Source organism: Microbacterium sp. A93 (assembly GCF_051842835.1).
The window spans coordinates 154,665-171,900 of record NZ_JBPXMT010000014.1 but is presented as its reverse complement, the minus strand read 5'-3'; the positions used below and the strand labels follow the sequence as shown (position 1 = coordinate 171,900).

Genomic DNA, 17,236 nt, shown 5'->3' with positions numbered 1-17,236 from the left:
CTGTTGATGATGTCGCTCCGAGCGCATTCGGTCAGGTGTGTCCCGCTCCGGACGGTAGGATGTAGCCGACCCCCCACCCTCAAGCTGGAGGCCGCCACGTGCTGACCGTGCTCATTGCGCTCTTTGCAGTGGCACTCGTGGCCCCCTTGATCTTCCGGGTGGCGAACCGCAACGCCTTCTATGTCCTGGCGGCCGTTCCGGCGGCCGGATTCGTCTGGCTCCTGACCCAGTTGCCCGCCGTCCTCGACGCGCAGCACGCGGTGAACACGGGGGCCTCGCCACCCGGCGCCGAACCCCACGGGATCGTGCAGACCTTCGCCTGGATCCCCGATCTGGGCATCGACCTCGCCTTCCGGATGGACGCCCTGGCCGCCTTCATGGGTTTGATCGTCCTGGGCGTCGGCGCGCTCGTGCTGGCGTACTGTGCTCGGTACTTCCAGAACAACGAGCCCCGCAACGCCGCCTTCGGCGCGCAGCTGCTCGCCTTCGCCGGTGCCATGTTCGGGCTCGTCACCACGGATGACCTGCTGGTCCTCTACACCTTCTGGGAACTGACCTCGGTCCTGTCCTTCCTGCTGATCGGCTACTCGGCCCACCGCATCTTCGCGCGCCGCTCCGCGATCCAGGCCCTGATCGTGACCACTTTCGGCGGGCTGGCGATGCTGGTGGGCCTCGTCATGCTGGGCCAGGCCGCCGGAACGTACCGGCTCTCCGAGATCGTCGCGCAAGGCCCCGAACTGATGTCCGGGCCGTTCGGCGGTGCCTTCATGGAGTGGGCGATCGTGCTCGTGCTGGTCGGCGCCCTGTCCAAATCCGCCCAGGTCCCGTTCCACTTCTGGCTTCCGGCCGCCATGGCCGCACCGACCCCGGTCTCCGCTTACCTGCATGCGGCCGCCATGGTCAAGGCCGGTATCTACCTGGTGGCCCGCCTCGCCCCGGCCTTCGCCGATTCCGGCTGGTGGCAGGCGCTCGTCCTCGGCGTCGGTCTGTGGACCATGCTCGTGGGCGGCTGGCGCGCCCTGCGCCAGACGGATATCAAGTTGATCCTGGCCTACGGCACGGTCTCCCAGCTGGGCTTCCTCATGGTCGCCAACGGCCTGGGAGACCAGGATGCCGCCATGGCCGGGCTGGCCATGCTCGCGGCCCACGCCCTGTTCAAGGCCCCCCTGTTCATGGTCGTCGGCATCATCGACCACGAGGCGGGCACCCGTGACCTCGCCAAGCTCTCCCGGATCGGGCGCAACCACCCCTGGCTCGCGGCCACCGCCGTCCTCTGCGCCGCCTCCATGGCCGGCATCCCGCCGCTCTTCGGCTTCGTGGCCAAGGAATCCGTCCTGGAGTCGATGCTGCAGTGGGCCGAGCACGGCACCGGCGCCGGGCTGTGGTCCACCGTGTGGGCCTGGGCCCCGCTCATGGCCGTGTCCATCGGTTCCGTCCTCACCGTGGCCTACTCCGCCCGATTCATCTGGGGTGCCTTCGCCACCAAGAGGATCCGCACGGACGGTGAGCTGAAGCCGGTCGCAGACACCCGGTTCAACGGTCCGGTCACGTTCGGCGCACTGGGGCCTTCCGCCCTGCTGGCCCTGGCCTGCGTGGTGTTCGCCCTCGCACCGGGTTCCATCGACGCCCTCCCCATGGCCTTCGGGGCCTCCATGGAGGCCTTGGAACCCGGGGCGGAGGCCGCCTATCTGGCCCTGTGGCACGGGTTCACACCGGTGCTCGGGGTCTCCGTGGCCATCGTGGTCCTCGGCCTGCTGCTCTACCTCACCAAGGACCCGGTGGCGCGTTTCCAGGAGGCTGTGCCGTCCTGGGTGGACGCCCAGCGTCTCTACCGCAACACCCTCAGGGTCCTGGATGACGTGGCGGTCTGGGTCACCGGCCGCACCCAGCGCGGTTCGTTGAGCTTCTACCTGTTCATCATCCTGGCGGTCGCCTTCCTCGCCCCGCTGCTGGTCCTGGTCTTCCCCCAGGAGAACGACGGCGGCGCGGGACTGGCTGCCACGGTTCTGGGCACCGCGAACTGGACCTGGGCGGATTCCGTGGCCCAGGTCCTCATCGGCGCCGCGATGGTCACCGGAACGATCGCCGCGATCCGGGCCCGCAAGCGCTTCATGGCCGTGTTGCTCGTCTCCGTCACCGGTTACGGACTGGCCGCCATCTTCGCCCTCCAGGGTGCCCCGGACCTGGCACTGACCCAGCTGCTCGTGGAATCCATCGTCCTCGTGGCGATGGTGCTCGGGCTGCGGGTGTTGCCGGCCGGCTGGTACACCCGGGACCGCACCAACATCCGCTGGGCACACGCCGTGCTCGGCGTCCTCTTTGGACTGGTCATGATCGCCGTGGCCGTGACCGCCATGGCCTCCCGGGTGGCGGACCCCATCTCCCTGGAGATGCCGCGACTGGCGTATGAGGAGGGCGGGGGCTCCAACATCGTCAACGTGCTGCTGGTGGATATCCGCGCCTGGGACACCTTCGGCGAGATCACCGTGCTGGCCGCCGCGGCCACCGGTGTGGCCTCACTGATCTTCATCCAGCACCGGGACCGGCGCACGGGAGACCTGAACGCGGTGGCCTCCGGGTCCGTGGGCCGGTACAACCCGAAGGGACCGCTGGAGACCCGTGAGCTGGCGGCCGTGCGCAAGTTCGCGATCGTGGATGAGGACCAGTGGCTCGTGGCGGGCCGCACCGTGGCTCCCGAGCGCCGCTCCATCATCTTCGAGGTGGTCACCCGCCTGATCTTCCACGTGATCATCCTGCTCTCCATCTACCTGTTGCTGGCCGGGCACAACACCCCCGGCGGCGGCTTCGCAGGTGGACTGATAGCCGGCCTGGCCCTGACCATCCGCTACCTGGCCGGAGGGCGCTATGAGCTGGAGCAGGCCATGCCGATCCCGGCCGGCGTGCTGCTGGGCTCAGGCCTCGCCGTGGCCTCCCTGACGGGCGTGGCCCCACTGTTCTTCGGCGGCCAGGTGTTCCAGTCCGCCATTCTCGAGTTCTCGCTGCCGGTGTTCGGGGACATCAAATTCGTCACCTCCACCATCTTCGACATCGGCGTCTACCTCGTCGTGGTGGGCCTGGTCATCGACGTCCTGCGGTCCCTCGGCTCCCAGGTGGACCGCCGTTCCGAGGCCGAGGCGACGGCCCAGACCGAGGTCGAGCGCCGGCGTCGTGAAGCCCGCGCAGCGTCTCAAGGAACCGCCGGAACCGCCGGGACCGCCGGAACCGGGACGGTGAGCTCATGAGTGTGAACCTGTTGCTGCTCGTGGTCATGGGCGTGATGTATTCCGGGGGGATCTACCTGCTGCTGGAACGGACCCTCACCAGGGTGCTGTTCGGCATGATCCTGATGACCAACGCCACGAACCTGCTGATCGTCACGGTGGCCGGTGCGCCGGGCCAGGCACCGCTGGTCGAGAACGGGGTGGACCCGGAGGCGTACACGGATCCCCTCCCGCAGGCCCTGACACTGACCTCGATCGTGATCTCCTTCGCCATCACCGCCTTCATGCTGGGCATGATCTACCGGTCCTGGAAGCTCGGGCGCCGGGACGAGGTCATGGTGGACACCGAGGACGTCAAGGTGGCCGAGCAGCCCTCCTTCGACGCGGAGGAGGACGCCGAGCTGTTGGAGGAGCCCTCGGAGTTCCTGGACGAGGACGAGGACCCGAACGCGGACTACGAGCACGCCACCGCCATCAACCCCTCCACGGGGCCCCTGGCCGTGCGGCGCCGCCCGGACGGCACGGTCAAGGTCAAGAAGGACGCCAACCGGCAACCGTCCGGCCGCCGGCCGCGGCACCGGCACGAACCGGAGGAGGGGGAACATCCCGTGGGCTCGCAGGGGCATGATGACCACCTGCCGGATGAGGACGAACGCGCGGGCAGCCCCCGTTCGCGGCCCCAGGGCCGCAAGCCGGGCCGGCCGGGCGGCCCAGACAAACCACGCAGGCCCGGCCGACTCGGCAGGCCGGACAACCGGAAGGACGGTGAGTGATGGAGTTCGAGATCGTCTCGCTGGCCCCGCTCGCTGTCCTGCTGCCGATCCTCGGCTCCGCGTTGGCCTTCGTGCTGGTCCGCCGCCCGAAGGCGCAGATCGCCGCGACGGTCACCACCATCACGCTGACGCTCACGCTGGAATGCCTGCTGCTGGCCACCACCTGGGACACGGGGGCGGTCGCCGTGTTCATCGGCGGGTGGGAGGCCCCCTGGGGCATCACCCTGGTGGTGGACCGCTTCTCCGCCCTGATGCTGGTGATCTCCTCGGCCATCGTGCTGGCCGTGCTGATCTACGCCTCCGCCCAGGGCATCACGGACCAGGACCAGGGCGGCCCCGTCTCGATCTTCCACCCCACGTTCCTCATCCTGGTGGCGGGTGTCTCCAACGCCTTCCTGGCCGGCGACCTGTTCAACCTGTACGTGGGTTTCGAGATCCTGTTGACGGCCTCCTATGTCCTGCTGACGCTGGGAGGAACCGGGCCGCGGGTGAGGGCCGGCATCACCTATGTGGTGGTCTCGGTGATCTCCTCGGTGATCTTCCTGATTGCCATCGCCATGATCTACGGTGCCACCGGCACCGTGAACATGGCCGACCTGGCGGTGAAGCTCGCTGAGCTCGACCCGGACGTCCAGATGGTGCTGCACGTGATGCTGCTCGTGGGCTTCGGCATCAAGGCCGCCGTGTTCCCGCTGTCCTTCTGGCTGCCCGACTCCTACCCCACCGCCCCCGCGCCGGTGACCGCCGTGTTCGCCGGGCTGCTCACCAAGGTCGGCGTCTACGCGATCATCCGCACCGAGACACTGCTGTTCCCGGGAGACCGGGTGAACGCACTGCTGATGTGGGTGGCCCTGCTGACGATGATCGTCGGCATCCTCGGGGCACTGGCGCAGAACGACATCAAGCGCGTGCTGTCCTTCACGCTCGTCTCCCACATCGGTTACATGGTCTTCGGCGTCGCGATGTCCAGCATCCTGGGTCTGGGGGCCACGGTGTTCTACGTGGTCCACCACATCACCGTGCAGACCGGGCTGTTCCTGGTGACGGGCCTGATCGAGCAGCGGGCCGGGTCTGCCAACATCGACCGGTTGGGCGGGCTCGCCCGCATCTCGCCGGTGGTCGCCGTCCTGTTCTTCGTCCCGGCCATGAACCTCGGCGGCATCCCGCCGTTCTCCGGGTTCCTGGCCAAGATCGGCCTCCTGCAGGCCGGCGTGGCCATGGGCGAACCCCTGGCCTGGGCGCTGGTGGCCGGATCCGTGGTGACCTCGCTGCTGACCCTGCTCGTCATGGCCCGGGTGTGGACGCGGTCCTTCTGGCGCCGCGTGGAGGATGTGGAGCACCCGCCCGCCAAGCTGATGCTGGCCCTCGAGGACTCCGAGGCGCGGCGTCACGGCAGGCCCCACGTGCCCACCTTCCCCAAGGGTCCGGCCCGGGGCATGGTGTACCCGACCGCGGGGCTGGTGGCGCTCGGGCTGGCGTTCACCGTGTTTGCCGGGCCGCTGTACGCCTTCTCGGACCGGGCCGCCACGGACATGCTGGCCCGCACCCCCTACATCGAGGCCGTACTCGGCGCGGAGGAAGCCGAGCAGGCCGAACAGGACGTGGGGAGTCTCCTGGAGCGGGGCATCATCTCCCCGGGGCAGGAGAACTCCGGCCCGGGGGACCTCGACTCCATCCGGGGGGACTCCGAGGGACACCACACCGGATCGCGGCCCCCTGAAGGAGCCGACGCCCCGGACGCCGTCACCACCGGTGGGGGGCGGCCATGAGTACGGAACCAAGCGGCCAGACCGGCCGGGACAGCTCGGACAGCCCACGCTCCTTCTGGAGCCAGTGGCCCATCCTGATCGGCCTGAGCCTCACTTGGGGTGCCCTGTGGCAGGACTTCTCGCCGGGCGTGCTGCTGGCGGGCGCACTGTTCTCCACGTTGATCCTGTGGTTCTACCGCCTGCCGCGGGTGAACTTCGCGGACCGCTTCAATCCCTGGTATGCCCTGGTGTTCACGGGCCGGTTCTTGTGGCATGTGGTGACCGCCTCGATCTCGGTGGCCCGGGACGCCATCGTGAAGGGCCCCCGGATCGTGAACTCCGTGGTGGCCGTGCCGTTGCGCAGCCATGACGACCTGATCGTCACCCTGACGGGCCACGCGCTCGCGTTGGTGCCCGGTTCCCTCGTGATCGACGTGGACCGGCCCAGCTCCACCCTGTTCCTTCACTGTCTGAACGTGGAGAACGCCGAAGCGGTCGAGGCCTTCCGTGACGAGGCACTGCGGACCGAGGCAGCCATTGTCCGGGCCATCGGCACCAAGGCGGACCTGGAGCTGATCCGCCGGGACGAGGCGTCCCGCACCTCAGGTGCCGGAAGGACCCTGGGAGCCCGTGCAGGCCAAGCCACCCGTCCAGACCGGGGGAGGGAGCGCTCATGACCCTGTTGGAATGGGCGGGAATCGTCTGCGTCGCCCTGCTGGGGGCAGGGGCCCTGGCCGCGATCTACCGGATCGTGCGCGGGCCCTCGATCCTGGACCGGGCCATCGCCACCGACGTGTTGCTGATCGTCATCTCCTCCGCGCTGTGCGTGGACATGGCCGTGCACCACCACACGGACCACCTCGTCTTCGTGGTGGTGGCCTCGGTGATCGGGTTTGTGGGCTCGGTGACGCTGTCTCGGTTCGTGACCGACGCGAAGAAGGAGCCGAGCGAACATGCTTGAGACCGGTACCACCCTGGAGGTGATCATGGACGGAATCGCCGCCGTGCTGCTGGTGCTCGGCGCCCTGATGTCCACCGTGGCCGGGATCGGCCTGTTCCGCTTCCCGGACCAGCTCTCCCGGATGCACGCGGGCACCAAGCCGCAGGTGCTGGGCCTGCTGCTGGTGCTCATGGCGATGGCGTTCGCCGGGCGGGCCTGGGTCTGGGTCCCGGTGCTGCTGCTGGCCTGGGTGCTGCAGATGCTCACGGCCCCGGTCTCGGCGCACCTGGTGGGCCGAGCCGGCTACCGCACCAAGCACCTCCAGCCGGAGTACCTCTACGTGGACGAGTTGGCCCACGTGGTCGCCAGCCATGACGACGCCGGCCGGCCGGCCGCCTCGGTGCCGGACCAGCGGACCGTGCCCCAGGAGGACCCGAACGACGACCACGGGCGGGACTGAGGCCGGCCTCAGACCTCGCCGTGTCCGGCCCTGGACGCCGAGCGGGCCTGCAGACGCTTGACGGCCGAGTTGGCGCCGCGCTTGGAGGTCACCCGGATGATGGCCGAGATGCCGGCCGAGATCACTGCGAAGGAGATGGCGCTGAGAAGGTGCTCCTCGGTGTCGTCGAGGTCCTTCGGGGCGTCGTTGCCGGTGACCGCCTTCCAGCCGAACTCCACGAGTTTGGCGCCGACGATTCCTCCGCCGATGGTGATGCCGGTAGCGATGAGCTTTTCCATGAGGTTGTTCACGTCGGTTCCTCCAGTACTCCAGGACGATGTCGGTGGTCGGTGTCAGCCTAACGGCTCGGGGCCCACCGCCGCGCCCGTATTTGTGGCCCCGCACTTACACCCACGCACCCCAGCATCCGGGTGGACTATGATGGCCGGACACTGTGAACGACAGGGGAGCACCGCACCGGTGCTGAGAGTGCGCGGACGCGCAGACCCTCGAACCTGCTCCGGCTAACACCGGCGAAGGAAGTCGAGTTCTCTGATGAAACGTCAGAACACCGTCCACCGAGACCCGGCTACCGGGTCCTGGCGGAGTGCCGTTTCATCCCCCTCCTTGGATCCTTGAGGAGGACAACCATGGTCCCTGTACAGACCGAATCAACCGCATCAGACGTCAAGAACTCCCACCAGCCGCGCCGCTCCTGGCGGGTGGTGGACATCGTGGTGGCAGCCGTCATCGCGGTGGCCTGCGGCGTCATCTTCTGGGCCTGGAACCTGGCCTATGCCGGGCTGAGCCCCGCCTTCGCGGCCTTCCCGCCCTCCTCCGCCCTCCTGGCGGGGATGTGGCTTTTCCCGGCCGTCTTGGGCGGACTCATCATCCGCCGCCCCGGCGCCGCGCTGTTCACGGAGCTCGTGGCCGCCACGGTCTCGGGGCTGCTCGGCTCCCAGTTCGGACTCACCGTGCTGGCCTCGGGGCTGATCCAGGGCCTGGGCGCGGAGCTGGTGCTGCTGCTGTTCCTGTACCGCCGCTTCACGCTGCCCGTGGCCCTGTTGGCCGGGCTGGTGACCGGGATCTTCGGTGGTATCAACGACGCCTTCATCTTCAACTGGTTCCCGGACTACACGCTGGAGTGGAAGTACCTCTACGTGGTCTTCGTGGCGGTGTCCGGCGTGGTGATCGCCGGGCTGCTGTCCTGGCTGGCCACCCGCGGGCTCGCCGCCACCGGGGCACTGTCCGCCCTGCCGTCCCGCCGGGCGCACCAGGAGCCGGTGGTCTGATCCGTGCCTGGAGCCCTCCTGGAGGCCGCGGGCTGGGGCTGGCGTCACGCCGGCCGGTCCGGGGCCGCCGTCGCCGGTCTCGACCTGACGGTTCCCGCCGGGCAGAAGGTGCTGCTGGCCGGCCCTTCCGGGGCCGGCAAGTCCACCCTGCTGTACGCCCTGGCCGGGGTGCTGGATCCGGCCGACGAGTCGGAGGAGACCGGCCGGCTGCTGGTGGATGGGGTCCCCTCTCGGGAGCTGCGCGGCCACGCCGGCCTGGTGCAGCAGGATCCGGAGACGCAGGTCATCCTGTCCCGGGTGGGCGATGACGCCGCCTTCGGCGCCGAGAACCTGCAGGTCCCGCGGGAACAGATCTGGGCCCGGGTCCAGGACGCGCTGGCCGCGGTGGGGCTCGGTGAAGAGCAGGGGATCGCGCTGTGGCGGGACACCTCCAAGCTGTCCGGCGGGCAGAAGCAGCGGCTGGCCCTGGCCGGGCTCCTGGCCATGCGGCCGCCCGTGATCCTGCTCGATGAGCCCACGGCCAACCTGGACCCGGCCGGCGTCCTGGAGGTCCGCGACGCCGTGCTCGCCGTGGTCGAACGCACCGGCGCCACCCTGGTGGTGGTGGAGCACCGGCTCGCGGTCTGGGCCGAGCACGTGGACCGCCTGCTCGTGCTCGAACCGGGTGGCGGCATCAGCCATGACGGCACCCCGGCCGAGCTGCTGTCCGCGGGACCCGGCTCGGTGCGGGATGAGCTGGTCGCCGCCGGCCTCTGGGTCCCCGGCCACGTTCCCACCCCCGCCCCGAGCAGCTGGAGGTCGATGGATGACCCGACACGCCGGGAAACGCCCGATTCCAGGTCACCCATCGACCTCCCGCTGCCAGGCGGGCGGGAGGCATGGCAGGAGGGCACGACGCCGGCTGGTCCCGGTGCGCTGCCGGCGCACCGACTGCTGAGCGCGAGAGGCCTGGCCGTCTCCCGGGAACCGGTGCGGCCCGGGTGGCGCCGCCGCTTCGGGCCCGCGCCCGAGCCGGTCCAGCAGGAGCTGGACCTGACGCTGGAAGCCGGTGAGGCCGTCGTCGTGACCGGGGCCAACGGCTCCGGCAAGTCCACCCTGCTGCTGACCCTGGCCGGGCTGATCCCCGCACACGCCGGCACGCTCACCGCCGGGCCGGAGCTGAAGGGCGAGCGGGGGGAGCAGTTGCCCGAGGATCCGTACCGGTGGAAGGCCGCCGATCTGGTGAGCCGGATCGGCACCGTGTTCCAGGAACCCGAGCACCAGTTCGTGGCCACCACGGTGCGGGACGAGCTGCTGTTCGGTCCGCGCCACGCCCGCGATCCCCGGACCGGGCGGCGACTCTTCTCGGACGAGGAGGCCGCGAACCGGGCGGAGGCCCTGCTGAGTGCACTGCGGCTCACCGCGCTGGCCGAGGTCAACCCGTTCACGCTCTCGGGTGGGGAGAAGCGGCGGCTGTCCGTGGCCACTGTGTTGGCCGCCGGGCCCCAGGTGGTGTTCCTCGACGAGCCGACCTTCGGCCAGGACGCCGCCACGTGGGCCGTGCTCGTGGGCCTGTTGCGCGGGATCGTGGACGAGGGCCGCTCGGTCATCGCCGTGACGCACGACAGGGACTTCGCCGCCGCGCTTGGGGCCCGCACGCTCACCCTGGAGGCCGCGGCGTGACCGGGCTGCGCGTGCCCAGCGTGACGGTGGCGCCGTCCCGGCCGGTCGCGGTGTCCGCGTTCGACCGGGCCAACCCGCTGGCCAAGCTCGTGGCGCTGCTGCCGGTGACCGCGGTGCTCGTGGCCACCATGGACTGGGTCTCCTCGGGAATCGTGCTGGCCGCCGCCCTCGCCCTGCTGCCGGCGTCCGGGATCCGTGTGGGCGAGTTCCTCCGCCGCGCCTGGGTGCTACTGGCCGCGGCCCTGGTCTCGGCGTGGGGCACCGCGCTGGTGGGGGAGGACTCCGGTGCCGTGCTGCTGGCGGCCGGGCCCGTGACCCTCTCGGAGGGTTCGGTGCTCGCCGGGCTGGCCACGGGCCTGCGTATCCTTGCCGTGGCCCTGCCCGGGGTGATGGTCTTCATCACCACCGATCCCACCGACCTGGCGGACGCCCTGTCCCAGAAGTTGCGACTCTCCGCCCGGTTCGTGCTCGGCTCCCTGGCCGCCTTCCGCCTGCTGGGCGTGCTGACGGAGGAATGGCGGACTCTGGGCCAGGCCCGCCGGGCGCGCGGCGTCGGGGCCGGCGGCAACCCGTTCGGGCGGCTCGGCTCCTGGCTGGGACAGGTGTTCGGCCTCATGGTGCAGGCCATCCGCCGCGCCACGAAACTCGCGGTCACCATGGAGGCCCGCGGTTTCGGCGCCGGGGAGCGCACCTGGGCCCGGGACTCGAGCTTCGCCCGGATCGACGTCTGGGTGATGCTGGGCGGCTTCGCGCTCGCCGCACTGGCGCTGGGACTGGCGCTGGCGAGCGGCACCTTCAACCTGGTGTGGACCTGAGCCCAGAACGCGTCTGGGCCTCACCCCCGAACATCAGTTGCGGGATCTGGTGGGGGTGTGGGCCGCCACACCCCCACCGAAGCCATCAACTGATGGGGGCCGGGCCCGCCCCGTTCGGCCCGTGGTCACCCGGGGCGATGTCCTCGGCCAGGAAGGCACTGAGCTGCTCGGTCAGCTCTGCGTCCTGGGGCAGCTCCTCGCCGTCCAGATGCGTCACGGGTGCCACCAGGCGCACGGAGGACACCAGCCACACGGCATCGGCGTCGAACAGGTCCGACGGCTCCAGCGGACCGTAGCCCAGCGCCCACCCGGCCTGCGCGGCGGCGGCGAAGATGGTGCCCTGGGAGGTGCCGGCCAGGATGCCGGAGCTGCGCAGCGGCGTGGAGAGCTCCACGCCTTGGGTCCCGTCCGCCTGCGGGACGCGACGGGCCATCAGCACGGTCGAGGTGGGCCCCTCCAGCACCTTGCCGTCCGAGGAGGTGAAGATCACGTCATCGGCCCCCTGGGAGGCGGCGAAGCGCAGGGCGGCCATGTTCACGGCGTAGCTCAGCGACTTGGTGCCCATCAGCAGCCACGGGGCCCGCTCGGCAGCCCCGGAGTCGAAGCCCCGGTCCAGCAGCAGGACCTTCAGCCCCCGTTCCCGCGCCGAGGACATCCCCGCGGAGACGGGGGAGACCAGTACCCAGTAGGTCCCGGTGAGCTGCGCCGGTGCCGGCCGGCCCGGTTCCGGGGCCTCGGCCAGTTCTCCGTCGGAGCCTACGTCGGCCGCGCCCCGCACGTAGTGCCCGCCCCCGGGCGCCCCCTCGGGGCCGCGGGTGGCGACCAGCTTGACCACGGCATCCGCGCCCGGCATGCCCTGCGCGAACGATTCCAGCCCTGCTGCCGCCGCGCGACGCCACGCGTCTGCCGGGGGGAGGGGGATCTCCAGGGCCGCGGCGGAGGAGGCCAGGCGCTCCAGATGTGAATCCTCCTTGCGGACCCGGTACGCCGCGCCGGAGCGGGAGCCGGAGCCGGAGGCCACCGCCGTCATCGTCTCGAACACCCCGTCGCCCCGGGTCGCCCCCTGGTCGGTCACGAGCAGCGCCGGCAGACGTGGATCGGCGACCCGCAGGCCCACACCGGGACCTGGACCGGGACCTGGACCTGAACCGGCGCCGGAACCGGCACCCGCAGCGGTACGGGCCGGGCCGGCGTCGGGCTCCAGGAAGACGACGACGGACCCCCCGGGGCCCGGGACGAAGGAACCGGAGGAGGGGGAGGAGGGTGAGACAGGCGTGGCGGACATGGTCCCAGACTACGCAGGACGGCGGGGCGTGCCGAAGGGTGCGCCCCGCCGTGCCCTCACACCTCGGCAGGCTCGCGGGCGGCGGCCAGCTCGGGATCCGAGTAGCCGTGGCTGCGCTCCAGGGAGGAACCCTCCACGTCCACGTTCGGCAGGATCCGGTCCAGCCACTTCGGCAGCCACCAGGCGCCGTCGCCGAACAGGTGCATCAGGGACGGCACCAGCAGCAGGCGCACGATGAACGCGTCCACCAGCACGCCGAACGCCAGGCCGAAGCCGATCGGCTGGATCATGGCGGACTCCGAGAACACGAAGCCGCCGAACACGCTGATCATGATGATGGCCGCGGCGATCACCACGGACCGGCCGGCGTGCAGGCCCTGCTGGACGGCCGTCTTGGCCGGTGAGCCGTGGGCGTAGGCCTCGCGCATACCGGAGGAGACGAACAGCTGGTAGTCCATCGCCAGCCCGAACAGCACACCCACCAGGATCGTCGGCAGGAACGCCAGGATCGGCGCCGGGTTGTGGACCTGGAAGATCGGCGCCAGCCAGCCCCACTGGTAGATGGCCACCACGCCGCCCATCGAGGCGAACGCGGAGAGGATGAAGCCGCCGGTGGCCACGAGCGGCACCAGCAGCGAGCGGAACACCACGATCATGATGATCAGGGACAGCCCGACGACGACGCCCAGGTACAGCGGCAGGGCGGCGGCGAGCTTCTCGGCCACGTCCACGAACCCGCTGGTGCTGCCGGCCACCGCGAGGTCCGAGGACTCTGAGGTCGGTTCGGTGTCCCGCAAGGTGTGCACCAGTTCCTCGGTGGAGACCGCGTTCGGGCCCTCGGCGGGGATCACCTGGAACATGGCCATGCCCTGGTCCCCGGAGACGGCGGCCGGGACCGCGGAGACCACGTGGTCCATCTCCGCCAGCTGCTGGGCCACGGCGATCTGCTCGCCCGTGACCTCGGAGTCGTTGAGCCCCTCGGGCAGGTCGGCCGTCACCACCAGCGGCCCGTTGCGGCCCTCGCCGAAGGACTCGCCGATGGCCTGGTACGCCTGGTAGCTGGCGGACTCCACGGGTTCGGAGGCGCCGTCCGGCAGTCCGAGACGCATGGAGAAGAAGGGGATGGCGATGACGGCCAGCACGGCGATGGAGACCGCGGAGGTGAGCACCGCCCGCAGGTTGGACATCGGCTTCGGCACCTGGCGGGCCGCCGGGATCGCGGCCTTCACTTCCTGGGGGGAGGCGGCGTGCTTGCCGGTGCTGTCCGTTCTGGTGGTCGCCGCCACCAGGGCGTCGGCGGCGGCGCGCTCCTTCTTCGAGAGCACCCGGTACCCGGCCAGGCCCAACAGGGCCGGCAGCATGGTGATGGCGATCAGCACGGCCAGGGCCACGCAGACGGCGCCCACGGTGCCCATCAGGCCCAGGAACGGGATGCCGGTGACGTTCAGGGCGGCCAGGGCGATGACCACCGTCAGCCCGGCGAACACCACGGCGTTGCCGGAGGTGCCCGTGGCCAGCCCGATGGACTCGTGCAGGGCCACGCCGTCCTTCAGCTGGCGGCGGTGGCGGTTGATGATGAACAGGGCGTAGTCGATGCCCACGGCCAGGCCGAGCATGAGCCCGAGCACGGGGGTCACGGAGAGCATGTCGATGACGCCGGAGAAGGCCAGGGCACCGGCGGCCCCGATGCCCACACCGATCAGCGCGGTGAGGATCGGCAGGCCGGCGGCCACGAAGGTGCCGAGCATGATGAACAGCACGATCGCGGCGATCGCGAGGCCGATGACCTCAGCGGGGCCGACGACCGAGGGGATGGCCTGGGACAGGTCGTTGGCGGGCAGGACCTCGACGCCGTCGATCTCCGCCTCCGTCAGGGTCGAGACGACCTCGTCCTTCACGGCCTGGTCGATCTCCATCATGGGGGCCGTGAACGTGATGGAGCCGATGGCGGTGGTGCCGTCCCCGGACACGGTGGAGTAGGTCTCGGTCAGGGCCAGCAGCTGTTCGCCCTGGGTCAGCTCGGTCTCGCCGTCCTGCAGCTCGGCGGCGGAGGAGTCCAGGGTGGCCTGGTTGGCCTCGATCTCCGCCTCGCCCTCGTCGAGCTGGGTCTGGCCGGCCTCGAGCTGCTGACGCTGGGCGTCCAGTCCGGCCTGCTGCTGCTGCAGCTGGGCCATCATCGCGGCCGGTGAGCCGGCCGCCTCCGCCTGGGCGCGGGCCTCGTCCAACTGGGCCTGGCCGGCGTCGAGCTGTTCGGCGCCGGAGTCCAGCTCGGCCTGGGCGTCCGCGGCCTGGGCGCGGGCCTCGTCCAGCTGGGCTTGACCGTCCTGAAGCTGCTGACGGCCATCCTCCAGCTCGGCCCTGCCGTCCTCGAGGTCCCGCTGGCCGGAGGCCTTCTGCTCCTCGGTGGCGAAGGGGTCGAGGATGGAGTCGACCCCGTCGATGCCCTCCACCGTGGTCAGCAGCTCGGAGATCTGCCCCTGCTGGTCTGCGGTCAGCTCGGTGCCGCCGTCCGTGCGGAACACCACGGTGCCGGCGCCGTTGGCCGCCTCCGGGAACTCCTCCTGCAGCCGGTCGGTGACCTGGCTGGTGGGGGTTCCGGGGATGGTGATCGAGTTGGTCAGTGTCCCGCCGAAGGCCAGGAACCCGCCGACGGACAGGGCCAGCACCACCAGCCAGGATCCGATCACGGTCCAGGGTCGTCTCGAGGATCCGAATCCGAGTCGGTAGAGCAGTTCGGCCATGCGGCATTTCTCCTTGCGGGACAGCGGGACAGCGGGGACAGCGGGACAGCAGGGGCGTCTGGGGACGGCGTGCTGAGAGGCCTGCAGGGATAGCTGCAGCCCGCGGAACACTATAGTAGACGTAACGTCTCGTATTGAAATGAAAGGTGTGGAATGGACCGCGCCGTCGGGGACGGAACATGTGATCTGGAGACATCCGGAGGCATCCGGAGAAGAGGGGGAATGTCTGTGAGCATGGGACACCGCGGCCGACCGCGCAGCGAGAAGTCACGCGTGGCCGTGCTGGAGGCCACCGCCGGGCTGATGGTGGACTCCGGTTACGAGGACCTCACGATCGAGGGCATCGCCGCCTCCGCGGGGGTCGGCAAACAGACCATCTACCGCTGGTGGGGCTCCAAGGCCGGCGTGGTGGTGGAGGCCCTGGCTGAGGGATACCTGCAGATGCCGCTGACGGCGCCCGCGGACACCGGAGACCTCCGGGGCGACCTGCGCGGCTGGCTGCTCGGGCTCAAGGGGGAGATCGAGGCCCCGGAGGTGTCCCGACTGGTGCAGGCCATCATGTCCGCCCTGACCTCGGCCGGCGAGACCTCCGCGGCCATCCACGAGACCCTGATCCAGCCGATCATGGACGGACTGGACACGAGGTTCGACGCGCACGAGACCACCCATCCGGCCGGGCTGTCCGCGCCGCCGCACTTCCTCGCCGAGACCGTGGGGGCCTCGTTGCTGCTGCGCGTGATGTTCGCCCGGCCGCTGACGGTCGAGTGGGTGGATCAGCTGGTGGACCTGGTGGTCCCGCGCTCACCGTAGGCTGGGGCCATGCTCTGGCCCGTTGCCGAGTTCGGCTCCTACCCCGTCTGGCTGACCGTGACCTTCTGGATCGTCGATGTCGGCATCCGTGTGCTGTTGCTGGGCATCGTCCCCGGCGGGCGGCGTCCGGCCGTGGCGATGGCCTGGCTGCTCGTGATCTTCTTCCTGCCGTTGCCCGGCCTCGTGCTGTTCCTGCTGCTGGGCACCTTCCGGCTCGGCGGGCAGCGCCGCTCCCGGCAGAAGGCGGTCAACGAGGCGCTGGGTCAGGCCACCGCCCACCTGCGCCTGCCCAATGACGCCGGCATGGCACCGCGGTACGTGGTCTCGGCGGCGCGGTTGACCCGGAACCTGACGAGCTTTCCGATGCTGGACGGCAACGGCTTCGAGTTCATCACCGACTACCGCGTATCCATGGCGAAGATGGCCCAGGAGATCGACCGGGCCACGGACTACGTGCACATGATCTTCTACATCCTCGCGGACGACCCCGAGGACCGTCAGGGCTATTCCTCCGTGGTGCTGGCCGCCCTGGAGCGGGCCCACGCCCGGGGCGTGACGGTGCGGATCCTGTTCGACCACATCGGCTCCATGCGGGTGAAGGGGTACCGCCGGCTGCGGCGCCGACTGGATGCGGCCGGCCTGGAATACCACTTGGCCATGCCGGTGCTGCCGTTGCGCGGCAAGTACCAGCGCCCGGATCTGCGCAACCACCGCAAGATCCTGGTGGTGGACGGCCTGGTCGGTTTCACCGGTTCGCAGAACCTCATCGAGCCGGGTTACCGGCGGGCCACCTCCCGCCGGATGGGCCGCGAATGGGTGGACCTGATGGCCCGGGTCACCGGCCCCGTGGTGTCCTCGCTGGACATCGTGTTCGTCACCGACTGGTATGCGGAGACCGGCGACGAGCTGGAGGGCAAGTTCCGGGAGCCGGACCCCTCGGAGTACGAGATCGACGACGGCAGCATCGCCCAGGTGGTCCCCTCCGGTCCGGGGTTCTCCACCGAGAACAACCTGCGCCTGTTCAACCACCTGTTCTACTCGGCCCGGGAACGTCTCGTAGTGGTCTCGCCGTATCTGGTCCCGGACGACTCCATGCTCTACGCCCTGACCACGGCCGCCCAGCGCGGCGTGGAGGTGGAGCTGTTCGTGTGCCGCAAGGCGGACCAGTTCATGGTCCACCACGCCCAGCAGTCCTACTACGAGGCCCTGCTGAAGTCCGGTATCCGCATCCACCGCTACCCGGACCCCAACGTGCTGCATTCCAAGCTGTTCACCATCGACAACGACGTGGCGGTCTTCGGCTCCTCCAACATGGACATGCGCTCCTTCTCACTGAACATGGAGGTCTCCGTGCTCACGGTGGGCTCCGAGATGGTGGAGGCGCTCCAACCGGTGATCGAGCAGTACCGGGAGGTGTCCGAGGAGCTGACCCTGGAGCAGTGGGAGTCCCGCCCGCGGATCCACCGCTGGGTGGACAACGTCTTCCGCCTGACCTCCGCCCTGCAGTAGA

The 17,236-nt window shown here is 70.1% G+C and carries 14 protein-coding genes and 1 riboswitch; of the genes, 11 read left to right on the top strand and 3 right to left on the bottom strand.

Going from position 1 to position 17,236, the window contains the following annotated elements; all coding sequences use genetic code 11:
- Positions 1 to 98 precede the first annotated feature (98 nt).
- From ACSU1G_RS29270 to mnhG, 6 genes are read left to right on the top strand one after another with little or no spacing between them, the layout of a single operon-like run.
- Positions 99 to 3,242 (top strand): Na+/H+ antiporter subunit A, encoded by a 3,144-nt coding sequence (locus ACSU1G_RS29270; RefSeq protein ID WP_439284273.1) that lies wholly within the window; start codon positions 99 to 101, stop codon positions 3,240 to 3,242.
- Positions 3,239 to 3,994, top strand: coding sequence for a Na(+)/H(+) antiporter subunit C (locus ACSU1G_RS29265; protein WP_439284271.1), 756 nt, complete (start codon positions 3,239 to 3,241; stop codon positions 3,992 to 3,994). The genes ACSU1G_RS29270 and ACSU1G_RS29265 overlap by 4 nt, the downstream gene beginning before the upstream one ends.
- Positions 3,994 to 5,763: a Na+/H+ antiporter subunit D gene (locus ACSU1G_RS29260; protein ID WP_439284270.1), complete on the top strand. Its 1,770-nt coding sequence runs from the start codon at positions 3,994 to 3,996 to the stop codon at positions 5,761 to 5,763. The genes ACSU1G_RS29265 and ACSU1G_RS29260 overlap by 1 nt, the downstream gene beginning before the upstream one ends.
- Positions 5,760 to 6,419: a Na+/H+ antiporter subunit E gene (locus tag ACSU1G_RS29255; protein WP_439284268.1), complete on the top strand. Its 660-nt coding sequence runs from the start codon at positions 5,760 to 5,762 to the stop codon at positions 6,417 to 6,419. Before ACSU1G_RS29260 ends, ACSU1G_RS29255 begins: the two co-directional genes overlap by 4 nt.
- Complete coding sequence (locus ACSU1G_RS29250) at positions 6,416 to 6,703, top strand: monovalent cation/H+ antiporter complex subunit F (protein WP_439284266.1); 288 nt, start codon at positions 6,416 to 6,418, stop codon at positions 6,701 to 6,703. Before ACSU1G_RS29255 ends, ACSU1G_RS29250 begins: the two co-directional genes overlap by 4 nt.
- Complete coding sequence (mnhG, locus tag ACSU1G_RS29245; RefSeq protein WP_439284264.1) at positions 6,696 to 7,142, top strand: monovalent cation/H(+) antiporter subunit G; 447 nt, start codon at positions 6,696 to 6,698, stop codon at positions 7,140 to 7,142. Before ACSU1G_RS29250 ends, mnhG begins: the two co-directional genes overlap by 8 nt.
- An 8-nt stretch (positions 7,143 to 7,150) precedes the next feature.
- Here the strand turns inward: mnhG and ACSU1G_RS29240 are convergent, their stop codons facing one another.
- A complete protein-coding gene (locus tag ACSU1G_RS29240) occupies positions 7,151 to 7,432 on the bottom strand; it encodes a DUF4235 domain-containing protein (RefSeq protein ID WP_439284262.1) in 282 nt (93 codons plus the stop codon).
- Between the two features lie 142 nt (positions 7,433 to 7,574).
- Positions 7,575 to 7,680, top strand: a riboswitch (TPP riboswitch).
- Positions 7,681 to 7,771: 91 nt separating this feature from the next.
- On the opposite strand from ACSU1G_RS29240, the gene ACSU1G_RS29235 reads away from it, so the two are divergent.
- The 3 genes from ACSU1G_RS29235 to ACSU1G_RS29225 are packed head-to-tail and all read left to right on the top strand — an operon-like array spanning position 7,772 to position 10,890.
- On the top strand, positions 7,772 to 8,413 hold the full coding sequence (locus ACSU1G_RS29235) for an ECF transporter S component (RefSeq protein WP_439284260.1): 642 nt from the start codon (positions 7,772 to 7,774) through the stop codon (positions 8,411 to 8,413).
- A 3-nt stretch (positions 8,414 to 8,416) separates the two neighbouring features.
- Complete coding sequence (locus tag ACSU1G_RS29230; RefSeq protein ID WP_439284258.1) at positions 8,417 to 10,075, top strand: ABC transporter ATP-binding protein; 1,659 nt, start codon at positions 8,417 to 8,419, stop codon at positions 10,073 to 10,075.
- Positions 10,076 to 10,080: 5 nt separating this feature from the next.
- Complete coding sequence (locus ACSU1G_RS29225; RefSeq protein WP_439284371.1) at positions 10,081 to 10,890, top strand: energy-coupling factor transporter transmembrane component T family protein; 810 nt, start codon at positions 10,081 to 10,083, stop codon at positions 10,888 to 10,890.
- Positions 10,891 to 10,975: 85 nt separating this feature from the next.
- Here the strand turns inward: ACSU1G_RS29225 and ACSU1G_RS29220 are convergent, their stop codons facing one another.
- Positions 10,976 to 12,175 carry an aminotransferase class IV gene (locus ACSU1G_RS29220; RefSeq protein WP_439284256.1) on the bottom strand — a complete coding sequence of 400 codons (1,200 nt, stop codon included), beginning with the start codon at positions 12,173 to 12,175 and terminating at the stop codon, positions 10,976 to 10,978.
- 56 nt (positions 12,176 to 12,231) lie between these two features.
- Positions 12,232 to 14,916 (bottom strand): MMPL family transporter, encoded by a 2,685-nt coding sequence (locus ACSU1G_RS29215; RefSeq protein WP_439284255.1) that lies wholly within the window; start codon positions 14,914 to 14,916, stop codon positions 12,232 to 12,234.
- A 222-nt stretch (positions 14,917 to 15,138) separates the two neighbouring features.
- Here ACSU1G_RS29215 and ACSU1G_RS29210 point away from each other — a divergent pair, with 222 nt between their 5' ends.
- Positions 15,139 to 15,726, top strand: a complete 588-nt coding sequence (locus ACSU1G_RS29210) for a TetR/AcrR family transcriptional regulator (RefSeq protein ID WP_439284253.1) — start codon at positions 15,139 to 15,141, stop codon at positions 15,724 to 15,726.
- A 9-nt stretch (positions 15,727 to 15,735) separates the two neighbouring features.
- On the top strand, positions 15,736 to 17,235 hold the full coding sequence (gene cls, locus ACSU1G_RS29205; protein ID WP_439284251.1) for a cardiolipin synthase: 1,500 nt from the start codon (positions 15,736 to 15,738) through the stop codon (positions 17,233 to 17,235).
- The last annotated feature ends 1 nt before the right edge of the window (position 17,236 follow it).

What these genes read in the sequence shown, in the direction of transcription:
- ACSU1G_RS29265 (WP_439284271.1), top strand. Translation starts at nt 3,239, where the DNA reads ATGAGTGTGAACCTGTTGCTGCTCGTGGTCATGGGCGTGATGTATTCC.
- ACSU1G_RS29260 (WP_439284270.1), top strand. Translation starts at nt 3,994, where the DNA reads ATGGAGTTCGAGATCGTCTCGCTGGCCCCGCTCGCTGTCCTGCTGCCG.
- ACSU1G_RS29210 (WP_439284253.1), top strand. Translation starts at nt 15,139, where the DNA reads ATGTCTGTGAGCATGGGACACCGCGGCCGACCGCGCAGCGAGAAGTCA.
- ACSU1G_RS29255 (WP_439284268.1), top strand. Translation starts at nt 5,760, where the DNA reads ATGAGTACGGAACCAAGCGGCCAGACCGGCCGGGACAGCTCGGACAGC.
- cls (WP_439284251.1), top strand. Translation starts at nt 15,736, where the DNA reads ATGCTCTGGCCCGTTGCCGAGTTCGGCTCCTACCCCGTCTGGCTGACC.
- ACSU1G_RS29220 (WP_439284256.1), bottom strand. Translation starts at nt 12,175, where the DNA reads ATGTCCGCCACGCCTGTCTCACCCTCCTCCCCCTCCTCCGGTTCCTTC.
- ACSU1G_RS29250 (WP_439284266.1), top strand. Translation starts at nt 6,416, where the DNA reads ATGACCCTGTTGGAATGGGCGGGAATCGTCTGCGTCGCCCTGCTGGGG.
- ACSU1G_RS29215 (WP_439284255.1), bottom strand. Translation starts at nt 14,916, where the DNA reads ATGGCCGAACTGCTCTACCGACTCGGATTCGGATCCTCGAGACGACCC.
- ACSU1G_RS29235 (WP_439284260.1), top strand. Translation starts at nt 7,772, where the DNA reads ATGGTCCCTGTACAGACCGAATCAACCGCATCAGACGTCAAGAACTCC.
- mnhG (WP_439284264.1), top strand. Translation starts at nt 6,696, where the DNA reads ATGCTTGAGACCGGTACCACCCTGGAGGTGATCATGGACGGAATCGCC.